Consider the following 17745-nt stretch of genomic DNA (forward strand, 5'->3'; position numbering starts at 1 on the left):
TGAATTGCATCCCAAGGGAAGATGTCTGGCATTTGGAACGCCGTTCCCCCTTTTGACGAATGCGCAAGTCAGTGACAACAAACATGAGTGAAAAACAAGCCTCGATCATCGACGAAGCCGGACTTGCGCATTTGCGCAGCTGGACGGGCAAGAGCGAGACCACTGCCGATCTGATCACCGCCGCGCCGGTGCGCAGCATGAGCGCGACGCTGGATCGCGATGATGCCACCCCTGTGTCCGGCACGCTGCTCGCGCCGCTGTGGCACTGGCTGTACTTTCTGCCGCATGCGCGCCAGAGCGAGATCGGCGCGGACGGCCATCCCACACGTGGTGGCTTTCTGCCACCCGCACCGCTGCCGCGCCGCATGTGGGCGGGCGGGCGGCTGACCTGGGAGACGGGCAATCCGCTGGCGGTGGGGCAGGAGGTGCAGCGCGTTTCCACCATCCAGTCCGTGAACCACAAGGCGGGCCGCTCGGGCGAGCTGCTGTTCGTGTTGGTGCAGCACCAGTTCAGCAACGAGAACGGCCTTGCGCTGACCGAGGAGCACGACATCGTCTACCGCGCCGCCGCCGAGCCCGGCGCGCCCGAGCCCACTCCGCAGAAGCCGCCGCTCGATGGCGAGGCCGCTTGGTCGCGCACCATCGTGCCGGATGACGTGCTGCTGTTCCGCTATTCGGCGCTCACCTTCAACGGCCACCGCATCCACTATGACCGCAAGTACGTGACCGAGGTCGAGGGCTACCCGGGCCTCATCGTGCATGGCCCGCTGATTGCCACGCTGCTGCTCGATCTGCTGCGCCGCAACCTGCCCGATGCGACGGTGCGCAAGTTCTCGTTCAAGGCCGTGCGGCCGACTTTTGATCTCAACGCCTTCAGCGTGCATGGCAAGCCGTCGGACGATGGCAAGACGGTGGAGCTCTGGGCGCAGGACCACGATGGCTGGTTGACCATGCAGGGCACGGCGGAACTGGCCTGACAACAAGGGGAACACAACGATGATCGAACAGACGCTCTCGAACAACTACGCCGAAATTCGCGACGCCATCCGCTCGCTCTGCGCGGAGTTTCCCGATGAATATTTCCGCAAGGTCGACGAGGCGCGCGCCTATCCCGAGCAGTTTGTGGACGCGCTCACCAAGGCCGGCTGGCTGGCCGCGCTGATTCCCACCGAATACGGCGGCTCGGGCCTGGGCCTGACCGAGGCCTCGGTCATCATGGAAGAGATCAATCGCTGTGGCGGCAACTCGGGGGCCTGCCACGGCCAGATGTACAACATGGGCACGCTGCTGCGCCATGGCTCTGAAGCGCAGAAGCAGAAGTACCTGCCGAAGATTGCATCGGGCGAATGGCGTCTGCAATCGATGGGCGTGACCGAGCCGACCACCGGCACTGACACCACCAAGATCAAGACCACGGCAGTGAAGAAGGATGGTCGCTACGTCATCAACGGCCAGAAGGTCTGGATCAGCCGCATCCAGCACAGCGACTGGATGATTCTGTTGGCGCGCACCACGCCGCTGGCCGAGGTGAAGAAGAAAAGCGAAGGCATGTCGATCTTCATGGTCGATCTGCGCGAGGCCGAGAAGGCTGGCATGACGGTGCGCCCGATTCTCAACATGGTGAACCACGAGACCAATGAGCTGTTCTTCGAGAATCTGGAAATTCCCGAAGAGAACCTGATCGGCGAGGAAGGCAAGGGTTTCAAGTACATCCTCGACGGCCTGAATGCCGAGCGCACGCTGATCGCGGCCGAGTGCATCGGTGACGGCTACTGGTTCATCGACCGCATCACCAACTATGTGAAGGATCGCAACGTGTTCGGTCGCCCCATCGGCCAGAACCAGGGCGTGCAGTTCCCCATTGCCGATGCTTTCATTGAGATCGAGGCCGCCAACCTCATGCGCTGGAAGGCCTGCGAGCTGTTCGACAAGCACGAGCCCATGGGCGCGCAGGCCAACATGGCGAAGTACTTGGCCGCCAAGGCGAGCTGGGAGGCGGCCAATGCTTGCCTGCAATTCCACGGCGGCTTCGGCTTTGCGTGTGAATACGACGTGGAGCGCAAGTTCCGCGAGACGCGCCTGTATCAGGTGGCACCGATCTCCACCAACCTCATCTATTCCTACGTGGCCGAGCACATCCTCGGTTTGCCACGCTCGTTTTGAGGAGGCGCGAGATGAACGCATCAACCCAACGCCCGCGCCCGCTTGACGGCATCACCGTTGTCTCGCTCGAACACGCCGTGGCCGCGCCGTTCTGCACGCGCCAGCTCGCCGATCTGGGCGCGCGCGTCATCAAGGTGGAGCGCCCCGGTGCGGGGGATTTCGCGCGTGGCTACGACCAGCGTGTGCTGGGCCAGTCGTCGCACTTCACCTGGATCAACCGCAGCAAGGAAAGCCTCGCGCTCGATCTGAAGCAGCCGCTCGCGCAGCAAGCACTGATGCAGCTGCTGGCCGATGCGGATGTGCTGGTGCAAAATCTCGCACCCGGCGCGGCGGCGCGCATGGGGCTTTCTTATGACGCGTTGCATGACAAGTTTCCCAAGCTCATTGTTTGTGATATCAGCGGATATGGTGCCGATGGACCGTATCGCGATAAGAAGGCTTACGACCTGCTAATTCAAAGCGAAGCCGGTTTTCTCTCGATCACCGGCACGCCAGAAGTACCCAGTAAGGCGGGCATTTCCGTGGCCGACATCGCGGCGGGCATGTATGCGTATACCAACATCATGTCGGCCCTGCTGCTGCGCGCCAAGACGGGAGAGGGCAGCCACATCGATGTGTCGATGCTCGAGGCGCTCGGCGAGTGGATGGGTTATCCGATGTACTACGCGTTCGACGGCGCACCACCACCGCCGCGCACGGGTGCATCGCACGCCAGCATCTATCCCTACGGCCCGTTCGTTGCGGGCGACGGCGGCACGGTGATGCTCGGCCTGCAGAACGAACGCGAATGGCAGGCGTTCTGCGACAAGGTGCTTGAGCAGCCGCAGCTTGCCAAGGACGCACGCTTTGACAGCAACGCGCATCGCAACGAAAACCGCGATGCGCTGAAGGCGGAAATCCTGCGCCTCTTCGGTGCGTTCACCGCGCAGCAGATCGTCGAGCGTTTGGACTCTGCAGGCATCGCCAACGCGCATGTGAACGACATGGCGGGCCTGTGGGCGCATCCGCAGCTTGAGGCGCGCAAGCGCTGGCGCAACGTGCCCACGCCCAAGGGCGAGGTGCCCGCGCTGCTGCCACCGGGTCTGAACAGCGCGTTTGACTACCGCATGGACGGGGTGCCCGCCGTGGGCGAACACACGGCCCGCATTCTTGTGGGGCTGGGCTGGTCCGCCGAACGGATCGAGGCACTCAACGTACCCAACAACGTCGCGGACTGAGCGCATCGCGCAGGCCGAACAGATCACACACTAAGGGGAATCACACCATGCAACAGGAAACCGCCGCCACCACCCACCCGCTCGCGCAGTTCGCCGCCACGCTGCGCTGGTCGGACATCCCGCCCGAGGTGCAGCGCAAGGCAGAGGACCTGCTGGTCGACTGGTTCGGCTCGGTGCTGGCGGGCCAGAGCGCGCGGCCGGTGCGGAGCATCACGCGCTTTGCGCTGTCGCAGGGGCCTGCGCTGGGAGCCTGCGAGGTCATTGGCCAATCTGCGAGCACTTCGCCGATGATGGCCGCAATGGCCAACGCCGCCGCATCGCATGTGGCCGAGCAGGATGATGTGCACAATGGCTCGGTGTTCCATCCGGCGGCCGTCGTGTTTCCGCCCGCACTCGCGGTAGCGCAGAGCATCGGCGCGAGCGGCGAGCAGTTCATGGCGGCCTGCGTGGCGGGCTATGAGGTGGGCATTCGCGTGGGCGAGTTTCTGGGCCGCAGTCACTACAAGATTTTTCATACCACCGGCACGGCGGGCACGATTGCCGCCGCCGCCGCCGTGGGCCATCTTCTGGAGCTCACTCCGCAGCAGATGCAGCATGCCTTTGGCTCGGCCGGAACGCAGGCTGCGGGCCTCTGGGAGTTTCTGCGCACCGCTGCCGACAGCAAGCAGCTGCACACCGCGCATGCTGCATCCGCGGGCCTCACGGCCGCCTATCTCGCCAAGGATGGATTCACTGGCGCGCAGGACATTTTCACCGGCCCGCAGGGCATGGCGGCGGGCATGTCGACCGACTCGAATCCGGGGCGTCTTGTCGATGGCCTCGGCACGCGTTGGGCCACGCCCGAGACCTCGTTCAAATGGCATGCCTCGTGCCGCCACACGCATCCTGCGGCGGACGCGCTGTTGCAGGTGATGCAGCAGAACCAGCTGAAGATCTCCGACATTGCGCAGGTCACCTGCCACGTGCACCAGGGCGCCATCGATGTGCTCGGTCCGGTGGTGTCACCCGCCACAGTGCACCAGAGCAAGTTCTCGATGGGCACGGTGCTGGCCATCGCAGCGCGATTCGGACATGCGGGGCTTACCGAGTTTGACGAGCAGTTCCTCGCGCCAGACACCGTGACGCTGCGCGACAAGGTCCGCATGGTGCTCGATGAAGAAGTGGACACTGCTTACCCGCAGCGCTGGATCGGCAAGGTCACCGTGCAGACCGTCGATGGCCGCACGCTGCATGGCCGCGTTGACGAGCCCAAGGGCGACCCCGGCAACACGCTTTCGCGCGAAGAGATCGAGGGCAAGGCGCTGCGCTTGGCTGCCTATGGCAGTGATATCCCTGAGGACAAGGTGCGCGCTGCCGTGCAAAGTCTCTGGAGCATCGCGAAGACGCCACGGCTTGGACGTCTGCTGGACTGACTTCGTGGTCCGCTCGTCATCAACATCATCATCACTACTACAAGCAAGGAGACAACGCATGCATTCCATTTCCACCGGACATGTTCTTCGCCCTCATGCACTGGTGCTGCGCCGCACGATGCGCGGCATCGCGGCGGCATCCTTGCTGGGTGCAGCGGCGCTGCCCGCGCTGGCCTCGGGCTATCCGGACAAACCGATCATCATGGTCGTGCCCTATAGCGCAGGTGGACCGACCGACGTGGTCGCGCGGCTGCTGGCCGTGCCCATGGGGGCGTCGCTCGGGCAGAACGTGCTGGTGGAAAACACCGTGGGTGCGGGTGGCACGATTGCGCCGGCGCGCGTGGCAAGGTCCAAGCCCGATGGCTACACGATTCTGATCCACCATATGGGCATGGCGACGGCTCCGGCGCTGTACAAGAAGCTGCCGTACGACCCGCTCAAGGACTTTGAATACATCGGCCAGGTGCTCGACGTGCCGATGACGCTGCTCTCGCGCAAGGAGTTTCCGGCCAACACCTTTCCCGAGCTGCTTGACTACGTGAAGAAGCACCAGGAAACGGTGAGCATGGCGCATGCAGGCACGGGTGCCGTGTCACAGCTGTGCAGCATGCTGTTCATGCACCAGACGGGGGTGAAGCTCACCACCGTGCCCTACAAGGGCGCGGGTCCGGCGATGAACGATCTGATGGGTGGGCAGGTCGATCTGCTGTGCGATCAGACCACGCAGACAGTGCCTGTCATTCAGGACGGAAAACGTGCCAAGGTGTTTGGTGTGACTACGCCCAAACGGCTGTCTTCATTGCCGAATATTCCCACGCTCGACGAGCAAGGGCTCAAGGGCTTTGACGTGAAGGTCTGGCATGGGATGTATGCTTCCAAGGGCACGCCTAAAGAGGTGATCGACAAGCTGAACAAGGCTTTGAATGCAGCTTTGGTCGATGACAACGTGAAGAAGCGGATTGCGGAGTTGAGTTCCGATCTGGTGCCTGCGGAGAAGGCTACTCCTGAGAGTTTGCAGCGGCATCTGGAGGCTGAGGTGGCTCGGTGGGGGAAGGTGATTCGGGCGGCGGGGGTTTCTGCGGAGTGAGTTCCCCGCTTCCTCCCTTCTTTTTTTGCGTCTGCTGGGTGGTTCAGGGCGGAGGCCGGGACTGCCCCCAGCGGGGCAATCACTTTTTGCTTGCGCGCAAAAAGTAATCAAAAACGCGCTTTCAATACCTCCGGCGGAACTCGCTGCGTTCCTTCGTCACTCCGCTCGGACAACCGCCGGAAATCAGTTGGGGGGAGGTGTGGTCGGCACTTCGCTGCGCTCGTGCCGGGGCTCGCGACTTCGCCCGTGGGTTGGTTGGATTGACGGCGCTTTCCTACTTGTGATGCTGTGTTGCCCTCGTATGCTGGGGTCAGGTTTCGATTTCGAAGCCATGGCTGGCCCTTGTCAGGGTCGGCATGTCACACGTCATTCAACGGGAGAACTTCACTATGTCAGCTTTCCTCTGGTTCATCATCGTGGGCGGCATCGCGGGCTGGTTGGCGGGGCTGGTCATGAAGGGTGGTGGGTACGGCATTCTGGGCAACATCGTGATCGGCATCATCGGGGCGGTGCTCGGTGGCTGGGTTTTCGGAGTGCTGGGATTAGGGGCCGGGGGGGGGCTGGTTGGCAGCATTCTTGTGGCGTTTGTGGGCGCGGTGATTCTGATCTTCTTGGCGCGGCTCATTCGACGGGCTTGAAGGGCGCTCGCAGCAAGTGGATTGACGATAAAAACCCCCGCAGAGTGTTGGCTCTGCGGGGGTTTTCTTGTACCTGCGAAGGGCGTGATCAGGTGCGTGCGGGGCGCATCTGCATCTTGGTCTCGGGTGCGGCAGCGGCGGCCTGTTTCTGGTCGCGGCCGATCATGCCTGCGCACCAGGCGGAGACCAGACCGGCGAAGAGCACGTAGGCGCAGATCAGCCATGGCTGGCCGTCGTTGAGTTTGAGCAGTGCAGTCGCGATGATGGGGGTGATGCCTGACGCGAAGATGCCCGAGAACTGGTAGACGAAGGAGATGCCGGTGTAGCGCACCTTGGCGTCGAACAGGTCGCAGAACAGCGCGGCTTCCGGCGCATAGACCATCGCATAGAGGATGCCGAACGGGATGATGGTGGCGAGCCAGATCATCATCATGTTTCCGTTGCTGGTACTCATCAGCCAGAACGCGGGGAAGGACACCACGCCGGTGATCAGCGAACCCCACATGTACATGCGGGCGCGGCCCACCTTGTCGGACAGCTTGCCGAAGAACGGGATGGAAAAGCACATCACGATGGCGGCGGCCATCACGCCGATCAGCGCTTCGGAGCGCGTTATCTTGATCGTGGTGGTGAGGTAGGTGATCGAGAACACGCCGAAGATGTTGAAGAACACGCCGTCGATGTAGCGTGCGCCCATGCCCTTGAGCACGTTGCCGGGGTAGCGGCGCATCATGTCCATGAATGGAATCGCGGTTTCGGCGTTGCGCTCCTTCACGGCCGCAAACTCGGGAGTTTCCTTCACGTGCAGGCGGATGAACATGCCGACCGCGACCATCAGGCCCGACAGCAGGAAGGCCACGCGCCAGCCCCAGGACATGAACTGTTCGTCCGTCAAGAAGTAGGACAGCGCACCGACCACCCCCGAGGCCATGAACAGACCCAGCGCCAGACCGATCTGCGGCAGCGATGCGTAGAAGCCGCGCTTCTCCTTGGGCGCGTACTCGTAGGCCATGAGCACCGCACCGCCCCATTCGCCGCCCAGTCCAATGCCCTGTGCCACGCGCAGCAGCAACAGCAGGATGGGCGCGCCGATGCCGATCTGCGCATAGGTGGGTACGAGGCCGATGAGGAAGGTGGCCACGCCCATGATCATGAGCGTCAGCACCAGCATGCTCTTGCGCCCGATCTTGTCGCCGAAGTGGCCGAAGATCACGCCGCCGAGTGGCCGTGTCACGAAGCCCACGGCGAACGTCGTGTAGGCGAGCAGTGTAGAGATCAGTGGATCGGCGTTGGGAAAGTAGAGCTTGTTGAAAACGATGCCCGCCACCACGCCATAGAGGAAGAAGTCGTACCACTCGATGGTGGCGCCGACGATGGCGGAAGTGACGACCTTGCGTATGACTTTCGGGTCGGTGGTCTGCGATGAATCGGAATTGGCCATGGTTTGTCTCCGGTTGGAGCGGCATGAAAGGCCTTGCGCGTGGCGGCCCGCAGCGACCCGGATGGGTCGTGCGGCACCACGGCAGGTCCCTCTGCCGCCGTTGTCATTTGTCTCTTCAGGATTCCGGGTGTTGCGCCCTCTCGGAGCGTGTTTGCGATCTCGGGGTGGAGATCGCAAACACGCCCTCATGCCGCAGCGAGTTGCCGTGCGTCTTCGCGAATCATGTCGGCCGCCTTTTCGGCCATCATCACGACAGGCGCATTCGTGTTGCCCGACACGAGTGTGGGCATGACAGAGCAATCCACGACGCGGATGCCCTGCACGCCATGAACACGCAGTCGAGAATCGACCACGGCCATGGCGTCGTGTCCCATGCTGCAGGTGCCGCTGGGATGGAAAATGGTGGCGCCGTTGTTGCGGCAGAACTCAAGCAGCTCGTCATAGCTCTGCGCATCGCGCCCGGGCTTGACCTCGCGCTTGACGTAGGGTGACATGGCGTTCGATTCGGCAATCGCACGTGCCGCGCGCACGGCGGCGACGTTGGTGTCGCGGTCGAGCTGGGTGTTCAGGTAATTGGGCTGCATCGACGGAGGCTGCAGCGCATCGCGCGAGCGGATGCGCACATGGCCGCGCGACTCGGGGCGCAGCTGGCAGACCGACATCGTGAAACCCGAATACGGATGCACCTTGCCGCCCGCCATGTCGGCCGACAGCGTGGAGACGTGGAACTGGATGTCCGGCGTCTTCGTCACCGGCTGGCCATTCGCGTCACGCAACGCGTGCATGAAGCAGCCGCCCTGATTGATGCCCACGGCCAGCGGGCCCGAGCGGTGGAACAGCCACTCCCATCCGAGCTTGGCCTGTCCGAACAGCGTGTTGAGCTGGTCGTTGGTGGTGATCGGCTTGGTGCACTCGAAGCTCAGGCGGATCTGCAGGTGGTCCTGCAGGTTTTCACCCACGCCGGGCAAGTCGTGCGCGACGGGAACCCCGAGGCTTTCCAGCAACGCGCGCGGTCCGATACCCGACAGTTGCAGCAGCTGCGGAGACTGGATCGCTCCGGCTGACAGAATCACCTCGCCGCCCGCCATCGCCGTGCGTTCCTGACCATGGTGCAGATAGTTCACTCCGACCACGCGCTTGCCGCGCATGACGAGGCTCGTGGCCTGCGCATTCGTTTCGATGTGCAGATTCGGGCGGCGCTTGGCGTCGGTGAGATAACCCTTGGCCGTGCTGCAACGCAGGCCGTTGCGGGTGGTCAGCTGGTAGTAGCCCGCGCCTTCCTGCGATGCGCCGTTGAAGTCATCGGTGCGCGGCACGCCGTTCTCGACAGCCCCCGCGATGAAGGCCTCGATCAGCTCGTGCTTGGCGCCGATGTCGGAGACCTGCAGCGGCCCCTTGCCACCGTGGAACTGGCTGTCACCGCGCTCATTGCCCTCGGATTTGATGAAGTAAGGCAGCACGTCGTTGGCCGACCAGCCTTCGTTGCCCAGAGCGGCCCAGCGGTCGTAGTCCTCGGCCTGGCCGCGGATGTAGATCAGCCCGTTGATCGAGCTCGATCCGCCCAGCGTCTTGCCGCGTGGCCAGTAGATGCGGCGGCCGTTCATGTTGGGATCGGGGTCGGTCTCGAACTTCCAGTTGTAGACCGGGCTCCACATTGTCTTGCCGTAGCCGATGGGCAGGTGAATCCACGGCGAACGGTCTGGCGGGCCCGCCTCCAGCAGCAGCACCTGGTTGTGCGGATCCTCGCTCAGACGCGCCGCCAGAACGCACCCCGCGGACCCCGCGCCCACCACGATGTAGTCGTAGTTCTTCACACTGTTCGACGACATATGTCTCCTATCTATTTGTTTCATTCAATGGAACTGTTTGTTCCTTTTGGTGGAACTTTAAACAAAAAACGCAGACGTACAATGAGAAAAAACCCGAAGAACCCGATCTCCAACTCCGCCCCGCCATGTCGACTCGCAAGTCCGTCACCTCCGAAAAGAACACCGCCGCCAAGTCATCTGCCGCCGCATCGGAGGACGTTGCGAGCGAGCCACTATCGGTCTCGGAACGGGCGCTTTCCGTGTTGGATTTCGTGGCCTCGTCGGGCCGTGCGGGACTGATGGATGTGGCCGGCGCGCTCGGCCTGCCCAAGGCCACGGCGTCGCGCATGTGCAGCAACCTTGAAGCGCAGCACTGGCTCACCCGCGATGTCAACGACCGCAGCTTCCAGCCCGGCCCGCGTCTGTTGAAGATGGCGCTGGCCACTCTCAAGACCGACCCGCGCCGCGAGCTGCGCCACAGCATCCTCTCCGAGCTGGTCAAGGAGATCGACGAGACCTGCAACCTCACCGTGCTCGAAGGCCTGAAGGTGCGCTATCTCGACCGCGTGGAGACGCACTGGCCGCTGCGCACGCAGTTCGAGGCGGGCTCGTACGTGCCGCTGCACGCCACGGCCAGCGGCAAGATGTACATCGCGATGATGTCGCCACAAAAGCGCGCCACCGTGCTTGAACACGCGAATTTCACTCAATTCACCCCGCACACGCTCACCCAGCGCGATGAACTCGAAGCGGCCTGCGAAAAGATCCGTGCCGACGGCTATTCGTTCGAGATGGACGAGTTCATGCTCGGCCTCGTCGGCATGGCGGTGCCCATTCTCGACGACAAGGGCGAATGCCGCGCCACCATGGCCCTGCACGCGCCGACCGCCCGCATGAAGTTCGACGGCGCGCTCGCGGTGGTGCCTGCGCTCAAGCGGGCGGCGGAGCGGGTGAAGCCGTTGCTGTTCTGACGGCTTGAAGTCGGGCCATCGTCCAAATCGCCATCCACCATTCACCATTCACCATTCACCATTCACCATTCACCATTCACCATTCACCATTCACCATTCACCATTCACCATTCACCATGAGACCGCGCCATGCTCACCTACGCAATCCAGAAGGTCGGCTATGACTTTGATCGGACCGACCTGCAAGGCTCCACCGATCTGGCCGGGTTTCTGACGGTCATCGACGGCTTCCCGTGGGCGCAACAGCAGCGCGCATGGGATGCGGATCAGGAAGGACCGATGCCGCAGTTGGTGCTCGAGAACGCAGACGATCAGCGGCAGTTGTGGATCACCGCGCTGGGAACCGCTGGTGCAGGCGAGGCGTTCCAGTTGCAATCCGTGTCATCGCAAATGCGCAAGAGCCTCTTCGGCAAGCCCAAACTGCAACGCGACGTGACAGTGTTCGATGTGCACGAGCGACGCACGTTGGACCAGCTCTGCACGCTGTTCTGCGAAGGCAGCTACGAAGCGCTTGATCGCGAGGCGCAGCGGCTCGAGAGCCTGAGCGGCGATGAGGACTGATTGGCGCCTTGGGTGGTGTGGATTGCGGAACGGCGTACCCGGGCTCGGATCACCGCTTCAAATGTTCTCCCAAAAACCGCTCCATCGCCTCATAGAACTCGAACTTGTTCTCATCGTTGTGAAAGCCGTGGCCCTCGTTGTCTTTCACCATGTATTCCACCTCCACGCCGCGTGCCTTCAGCGCGGCGACCATCTGGTCACTCTCGGCCTTGTTCACGCGCGGGTCCTGGGCGCCTTGGGCGACGAAGAGCGGGGTCTGGATGCGGTCGGCGAGCAGGGCGGGTGAGGTGGCTTCGAGGCGGGCCTTGTCCTTGACCGGATCGCCGACCATGGCCTGCATCTTTTCGAGCATGGGCTTCCAGTAGGGCGGGATGGTGCCGAGGAAGGTGAAAAGGTTGGAGACGCCCACATAGTCCACCGCTGCGGCATAGAGATCGGGTGTGAGCGTGACGCCCGCGAGCGTGGCGTAGCCGCCGTAGCTGGCGCCATAGATCGCGATGCGTTCGGGGTCAGCGATGCCTTCATTGATGAGCCACTGCACGCCGTCGGTGATGTCGTCCTGCATGCGCAAACCCCACTGGCCGAAGCTCGCCTCCCAGAACGCGCGGCCATAGCCGGTAGAGCCGCGGAAGTTCATCTGCAGCACGGCGTAACCTCGGTTGGCGAAGAACTGCACCTCGGGATTGAAGCCCCAGCTGTCACGTGCCCAGGGGCCGCCGTGTGGGTTGATGATGACGGGCAGCTTTTCTCCCGTCTGGCGGCCCGGCGGCAGCGTGAGGTAGCCGTGGATCGTGAGTCCGTCGCGGCTCGTGTACTGGATGGGCTGCATGGGCGCCATGTCGGCCTCAGCGATGGCGGGGTTCATCTCGCTGAGCAGCGTGAGCGCGTCGCGCTTTGTGTCGTACAGATAGCGCTTGCCGGGCGTGCGGTCGTTCACGGCGGCGACGATGAAGACGTTCTCGTCCTTGTTGCTGGCCTGCAGATGGATCTCGTAGCCGGGCAGCTTCTGGTGGAGCTGGTCGTAGACTTGGCGGGTTGCGTCGTCGAAGAAATGCAGATGCAGTTTGTCGGTCTGGTAGCTCGCGGCGGTGAGCACCTTGCGCTGGTGCGAGTAACCCACGCCGTCGAGGTCGACCACGTCATTGGCATAGATGAGTTCTTCGTCATCGGGCTTGGCCGGATCGATGCGCACGAAGGCCATCTTGTCGCGTCCCCGTGCACTGTAGAGGAACAGACGCTGGTTGTCGAAGTCGAAGAACGCGGGGCCGACGTTCACGCGGAAGTCGGTCTCGATGATGGGGCGGAATTCCTGTGATTCGTTGTCGCGGTAGAGCACCACGCTGTTCAATCCGTCGCTCGCCACGGCAGCGCGCAGTTTGCCCGCGTGGTCGGTCTGCCAGCCGATGATGTTGCCGGGGTTCTCGGCCACGCGCTCGGCCGCGCCGGTGTGGATGTTCACGCGGTAGACGTCAAACACCTCGGGGTTGCGCAGGTTGTGGCTGATAAGCACATGGTCGGCATCGTCCTCCAGATCGTCCTCGATGCTGGCGCGCACTTGGTCGCCGGGCGTGAGATCGAGCGACGCGCCGGTGCGCGTGTTCACAGCCAGCACGTGAAAGTTTTCGTCGCCGCCGAAGTCCTTGGAGAACAGCGCCACGTCGTTGCCCTTGAACACATAGCCCGCAAGGTCGCGCTCGGTCTCGTGCGTGAGCTGGCGTGGCTCGCCCACGAGCTTCTCGCCGTCAAGCGGCTGCACGAACAGGTTCATGCGGCGGGCCTCGCCCGAGGGCTGCATGAAGCCGAGCGTTCTGCCGTCATCCGACAGCCGGTAGTAGCCGCGCTCAGGATTCTTGAAGAAGTCACGCAGGGGGTACTGCCGGGGTGTCTGTTGTGGAGTGGTCACGTTCTCGATCCTTTGTGCTGCATGCGCGTTGCCGATACAAGCAGCTTAAATGAGCCCGCTGTTGACGCATTTCAAGTGCGGGATTCCGTTTCAATCAGGTCCTGAGGTAAACCACGACACACTCAGGAATTTTCCAATGCGATAATTTTCTTATTGGAAAAATTTCGAATGGACTGCTATGACTGACAACGTGCTCGACTTTGCCGTGATCGGCGCGGGCATGGCGGGGGCTTCCGTGGCCTACCGTCTCGCGCAAAAGGGGGCTTCAGTGATCGTGCTGGAGCGTGAATCGCAACCGGGTTATCACTCCACAGGCCGCTCGGCCGCCATGTTCATGGAAAGCTACGGCACCGACCAGATCCGCGCACTCACCCGCGCCAGTCGCAGCTTTTATGAGCAACCCCCCGCAGGCTTCTGCAGCAACGAGCTGCTGCCCGCGCGCGATGTGCTCTATGTCGGCCAGGTGGGACAGCAGCAGTTGCTCGACGACGCGCTCGCCATGTACCTCAAGGATGGTCTTGAGGCTGAAATGATTTCCGCCGACCGCGCCAAGGAACTGGTGCCGGTGCTCGAGCGTGAAAAGATCATCGGCGCGGTGCACGACAAGGCCGCTACCGACATCGACGTGGCTGAGCTGCACCAGGGCTTTCTGCGCGGCATGCGCGAGCAGGGCGCACAACTGCGCTGCAATGCCGAGCTGATGGGCGCCGAGCGCGATGAGGCGAGCGGCGTCTGGTCGCTCACGCTGCCCGGAGGCGATGTGGTGCGTGCGCGCGCCGTCGTCAATGCCTCGGGCGCATGGGCCGACACGGTTGCCGAGACCTGCGGTGCCAAGCCGCTGAACATCCAGCCCAAGCGCCGCACGGCTTTCACCTTCCACCCGCCCGAAGGTGTGGACGCGCATGCGTGGCCCGTGGTCATCGGCGTGGACGAGAGCTTTTATTTCAAGCCCGATGCGGGCCAGTTGCTGGGCTCGCCCGCGAATGCCGATCCGGTGCCCGCACACGACGTGGTGGCCGAGGAGCTGGACGTGGCGATGGGCATCCATGCCATCGAAGAGCTCACCAGCCTGCGCATCCGCCGTCCCAACCATGTGTGGGCAGGCCTGCGCAGCTTCGCGCCCGATGGCGATTTCGTGATCGGCTGGGACACGCGACGCGAAGGCTTCTTCTGGCTCGCTGGCCAGGGCGGCTATGGCATCCAGACGGCAGCAGGCGCATCGGCCACCGCGTGTGCGCTGCTGCTGCGTGAGGCATTGCCCGAGTCGGTCAGCCAGCACGGCGTGGACACGGCCAAGCTGAGCCCGGCGCGTTTCGACTGATCCGGGAAAAGCCGCCAATTGACCAGCTCCCGTTCTTGGGAGCTGGCAGGCATCGCATTGTTCTTCAACTCACCCAATTTCCAATATTCCATCGGGAGACAAACACATGAGTCCGTTCAAGGAAGTGTGCAAGATCGCAGGCGCGTTCGTCGGCGTGATCGTGGGGGCGGGCTTCGCCTCGGGGCAGGAAATCCTGCAGTTCTTCGCGAGCTTCGGCAGCATCGGCCTCGTGGGCTGCGTGGTCGCGGGCATCGTGTTCGTGCTGCTGTCGATGGTGTTCTCCACCATGGGGCAGCGGCTGATGGCGAACTCGCACAAGGAGGTTGTCACCGCGATGCTGGGCAAGCATCTGGGCGCGGTGTTCGACGTGCTCATCACTTTCTTTCTGTTCGCGATCACCGTGGTGATGTTGGCCGGTGCGGGATCGCTGCTGCACCAATGGCTGGGCGTGCCCGAGGTCTGGGGTAGCGTGATTGCAACCATCGCCACCGTGATCATCGTGTGCCTTGACGTGACCAGCGTGATCGCTTTCATCGGCGCGGTCACACCGTTCCTGATGTTCATGACCATCGTGGTCGCGGGCTATGTGCTGATGACGCCGCACCCCGACCACGCCGCGCTGCAGGTCGCTGCCGAAACGCAGCCCAAGGGTGCAAGCCATTGGTTGGTCGCGGCGCTGCTTTATGTGTCGTACAACACCGTGGCGGGCATGCCGTTTCTCGTGATCATGGGCGGCCAGGCCAGCTCGCGCAAGGTGGCACTGTGGGGCGGTGTTCTGGGCGGTCTGCTGCTCAGCGTGTTGATGCTGTTGATCGCTGCGGCCATGTATCTGCGCATGGACACCATCGGCGGTCTGTCGATGCCCATGCTGTCGATCGCCACACAGATCTCGCCGTGGCTGGGTCACCTGATGTCGCTGGTCATCTTCGGCATGATTCTGAACACGGCGGTCGGCATGCTTTACGCCTTCATGGCGCGCATCGTTCCGGCGGGCACGCGCCAGTTCCGCATCGGCACGGCGGTGGCGGGCGTGGTCGCGCTGGGTGGCAGCTTCGTAGGCTTCATCACGCTGGTGGGCATGGTCTATCCGGTCTACGGATACATCGGCTTCGTGCTGATGGCGCTGGGCCTTATCGGCTGGCTGCGCATGTCGCGCAAGCGCACGCCCGAGGTGCTGACCGCCCGCCGCTGAACGGGGTACGCGCGCCGGACTGGTGGCGTCTGCTTCTTTAGAATGGCGCGCATGACTCGCCCCGTAAAGAAAACCACCGCCAACAAGGTACTCGCAGAAGTACTGCCCGGGGCTCGCGCCGCCAATGCCAATGTGGCTGCAGCTGCACCGCCCGCAGGCAAGCATGAGGTGGGCCTCAAGATCCGCAAGGCCCGCAAGGAGCGTGGCCTCACACTGCAGCAGGTGGCGGCCAGCAGCGGCCTTGCGGTGTCCACCATCTCCAAGGCCGAGCGCGGCCAGATCGCGCTGAGTTATGAAAAGGTGCTGCAGCTCGGCTCCGCGCTCGACATCGACATGACCCGCCTTTTCATGGCGGGCGACGTCTCCGCCGCCGATATCGAAGGCGATGGCGAACACCCCACGGTCGTGAAGGACCGCTTTGCGGACGTGCAGCGCTACGAGACCGATCAGTACGAGTACAGCGTGCTCTGCGGCGCTTATCCGGCCAAGAAGATGCAGCCGTTGGTTGCGGTGATCAATGCACGCGAGGCGCGCGATTTTTCCGAAACCATCCGGCATCCGGGACAGGAGTTCGTGATGGTGCTCTCGGGACGCGTGCGCATCGTTTTTGAAAACGGCGAGACGGTGGAACTCGGCAAACACGAGGCCGCGTACTTCGACAGCGGCATCGGACACGTCTACGTGAGTCTCAGCAAACAGCCTGCGGAGGTCGTGTCAGTCTGCTGCTGAGTTGAAGCCGTTCAGTGGGCTTGTTTGCGAGCTTTCTTCGGCAGCAAAATCGCGGCCACACCCAGCAGCGGCAGGTACGCAATCGCGTGATACACGAAGTCGATGCTCGTGCGGTCTGCGAGCACGCCGAGCACTGCGGCACCCAGCCCGCCCATGCCGAACGCGAATCCGAAGAACATGCCCGAGACCATGCCCACTTTGCCGGGCATGAGTTCCTGCGCGTAGACCAGAATCGCCGAGAACGCGGAGGACAGCACGAGGCCGATGAGGATGGTGAGCGCGGTGGTCCAGAACAGGTTGGCGTGCGGCAGCATCAGCGCGAACGGAGCGACGCCGAGGATCGAGAACCAGATCACCGGTTTGCGGCCGATGCGGTCGCCGATGGGGCCGCCGAGCACCGTGCCCACGGCCGATGCGAACAGGAAATAGAACAGGTGCATCTGCGCGCTCTGCACCGAGAGGCCGAATTTCTCGATCACGTAGAAGGTGTAGAAGCTGCTCAGGCCCGCGATGTAGAAGTACTTGGAGAAGATCAGCACCAGCAGCACGGCGATGGCCCAGATCACCACGTTGCGTGGGTACGGCGCGGCGACGGCTGCGGGCGCCTTGCGCTTGGCGTTGGCGAGGTGGTGCGTTGCATACCAGCGGCTGACCTTGGTGAGCACGAAGATGCCCACAAGCGCCGCGAGCGCGAACCAGGCCACGCTGCGCTGGCCGAACGGCACGATCACCAGCGCCGCGAGCAGCGGGCCGATGGCCGTGCCCGCGTTGCCGCCGACCTGGAACACAGACTGCGCGAGTCCGTGCTGCCCACCCGATGCGAGCCGCGCGATGCGCGAGGATTCAGGATGGAAGATCGACGAGCCCACGCCGACGAAGGCGGCAGCCAACAGCACCATGCCGAAGCTCGGTGCGAAGGCGAGCAGGACCAGCCCGATGAGCGTGGACATCATGCCGAAGGGCAGTGAATACGGAAGCGGCTTCTTGTCGGTGAACAGGCCCACCAGCGGCTGCAGCAACGAGGCGGTGAGCTGGTAGGTCAGCGTGATCAGGCCAATCTGCATGAACGAGAGCGAGAACTCGCCCTTGAGGATCGGGTACATCGCGAGGATCAGCGACTGCATCATGTCGTTGACCATATGGGCGCCGCTGATCGAGGCGAGCACGCCGAACGCGGGCTTGGCTTTTTGCTGCTGCTGCGGTTGCTGGAGCGGTGATGCGGTGGAGCCCGCGTCCAACATGGCGGCGGTGGAGGTTGTTGTCATGGTGTTGTGTCGGCGATGGCAGGCGAAAACGAAATGG

At 63.1% G+C, this 17745-nt stretch carries 15 protein-coding genes; 11 read left to right on the plus strand and 4 right to left on the minus strand.

What is annotated here, in order from left to right:
- The first annotated feature begins 83 nt into the window (after positions 1-83).
- From G7047_RS24160 to G7047_RS24185, 6 genes are all read left to right on the plus strand, one after another.
- A complete protein-coding gene (locus G7047_RS24160; RefSeq protein ID WP_166310772.1) occupies positions 84-977 on the plus strand; it encodes a MaoC family dehydratase N-terminal domain-containing protein in 894 nt (297 codons plus the stop codon).
- Between the two features lie 19 nt (positions 978-996).
- A complete protein-coding gene (locus tag G7047_RS24165) occupies positions 997-2163 on the plus strand; it encodes an acyl-CoA dehydrogenase family protein (protein ID WP_166310774.1) in 1167 nt (388 codons plus the stop codon).
- An 11-nt stretch (positions 2164-2174) separates the two neighbouring features.
- A complete protein-coding gene (locus G7047_RS24170) occupies positions 2175-3380 on the plus strand; it encodes a CaiB/BaiF CoA-transferase family protein (protein ID WP_166310776.1) in 1206 nt (401 codons plus the stop codon).
- Positions 3381-3427: 47 nt separating this feature from the next.
- Positions 3428-4792, plus strand: coding sequence for an MmgE/PrpD family protein (locus tag G7047_RS24175; RefSeq protein WP_166310778.1), 1365 nt, complete (start codon positions 3428-3430; stop codon positions 4790-4792).
- Positions 4793-4910: 118 nt separating this feature from the next.
- Positions 4911-5879: a tripartite tricarboxylate transporter substrate-binding protein gene (locus G7047_RS24180; RefSeq protein ID WP_166312241.1), complete on the plus strand. Its 969-nt coding sequence runs from the start codon at positions 4911-4913 to the stop codon at positions 5877-5879.
- Between the two features lie 389 nt (positions 5880-6268).
- Positions 6269-6517: a GlsB/YeaQ/YmgE family stress response membrane protein gene (locus G7047_RS24185; RefSeq protein WP_166310780.1), complete on the plus strand. Its 249-nt coding sequence runs from the start codon at positions 6269-6271 to the stop codon at positions 6515-6517.
- An 88-nt stretch (positions 6518-6605) separates the two neighbouring features.
- Here the strand turns inward: G7047_RS24185 and G7047_RS24190 are convergent, their stop codons facing one another.
- Both G7047_RS24190 and G7047_RS24195 read right to left on the minus strand, forming a co-directional pair.
- Entirely contained in the window at positions 6606-7958 is a 1353-nt protein-coding gene (locus G7047_RS24190; RefSeq protein WP_166310782.1) for an MFS transporter, read from the minus strand.
- A gap of 185 nt (positions 7959-8143) precedes the next feature.
- Positions 8144-9787 (minus strand): GMC family oxidoreductase, encoded by a 1644-nt coding sequence (locus G7047_RS24195; RefSeq protein ID WP_166310784.1) that lies wholly within the window; start codon positions 9785-9787, stop codon positions 8144-8146.
- A 125-nt stretch (positions 9788-9912) separates the two neighbouring features.
- On the opposite strand from G7047_RS24195, the gene G7047_RS24200 reads away from it, so the two are divergent.
- On the plus strand, positions 9913-10737 hold the full coding sequence (locus tag G7047_RS24200) for an IclR family transcriptional regulator (RefSeq protein ID WP_166310786.1): 825 nt from the start codon (positions 9913-9915) through the stop codon (positions 10735-10737).
- 129 nt (positions 10738-10866) lie between these two features.
- Positions 10867-11298 carry a hypothetical protein gene (locus tag G7047_RS24205; RefSeq protein ID WP_166310788.1) on the plus strand — a complete coding sequence of 144 codons (432 nt, stop codon included), beginning with the start codon at positions 10867-10869 and terminating at the stop codon, positions 11296-11298.
- A 49-nt stretch (positions 11299-11347) separates the two neighbouring features.
- Here G7047_RS24205 and G7047_RS24210 read toward each other — a convergent pair whose 3' ends face one another.
- The gene (locus G7047_RS24210) at positions 11348-13201 is read right to left on the minus strand and encodes a S9 family peptidase (protein WP_240939247.1); all 1854 of its coding nucleotides are present in this window, start codon (positions 13199-13201) and stop codon (positions 11348-11350) included.
- Between the two features lie 178 nt (positions 13202-13379).
- On the opposite strand from G7047_RS24210, the gene G7047_RS24215 reads away from it, so the two are divergent.
- The 3 genes from G7047_RS24215 (at position 13380) to G7047_RS24225 (ending at position 16443) form a co-directional block, all read left to right on the plus strand.
- Complete coding sequence (locus G7047_RS24215; RefSeq protein ID WP_166310790.1) at positions 13380-14522, plus strand: FAD-binding oxidoreductase; 1143 nt, start codon at positions 13380-13382, stop codon at positions 14520-14522.
- 106 nt (positions 14523-14628) lie between these two features.
- On the plus strand, positions 14629-15714 hold the full coding sequence (locus tag G7047_RS24220; protein WP_166310792.1) for a hypothetical protein: 1086 nt from the start codon (positions 14629-14631) through the stop codon (positions 15712-15714).
- A 51-nt stretch (positions 15715-15765) separates the two neighbouring features.
- Complete coding sequence (locus G7047_RS24225; protein ID WP_166310794.1) at positions 15766-16443, plus strand: helix-turn-helix domain-containing protein; 678 nt, start codon at positions 15766-15768, stop codon at positions 16441-16443.
- Positions 16444-16454: 11 nt separating this feature from the next.
- Here the strand turns inward: G7047_RS24225 and G7047_RS24230 are convergent, their stop codons facing one another.
- Positions 16455-17708, minus strand: coding sequence for an MFS transporter (locus tag G7047_RS24230; protein WP_166310796.1), 1254 nt, complete (start codon positions 17706-17708; stop codon positions 16455-16457).
- Positions 17709-17745: the final 37 nt, after the last annotated feature.

This window comes from Diaphorobacter sp. HDW4A (assembly GCF_011305995.1).
GTDB lineage: Bacteria > Pseudomonadota > Gammaproteobacteria > Burkholderiales > Burkholderiaceae_C > Diaphorobacter_A.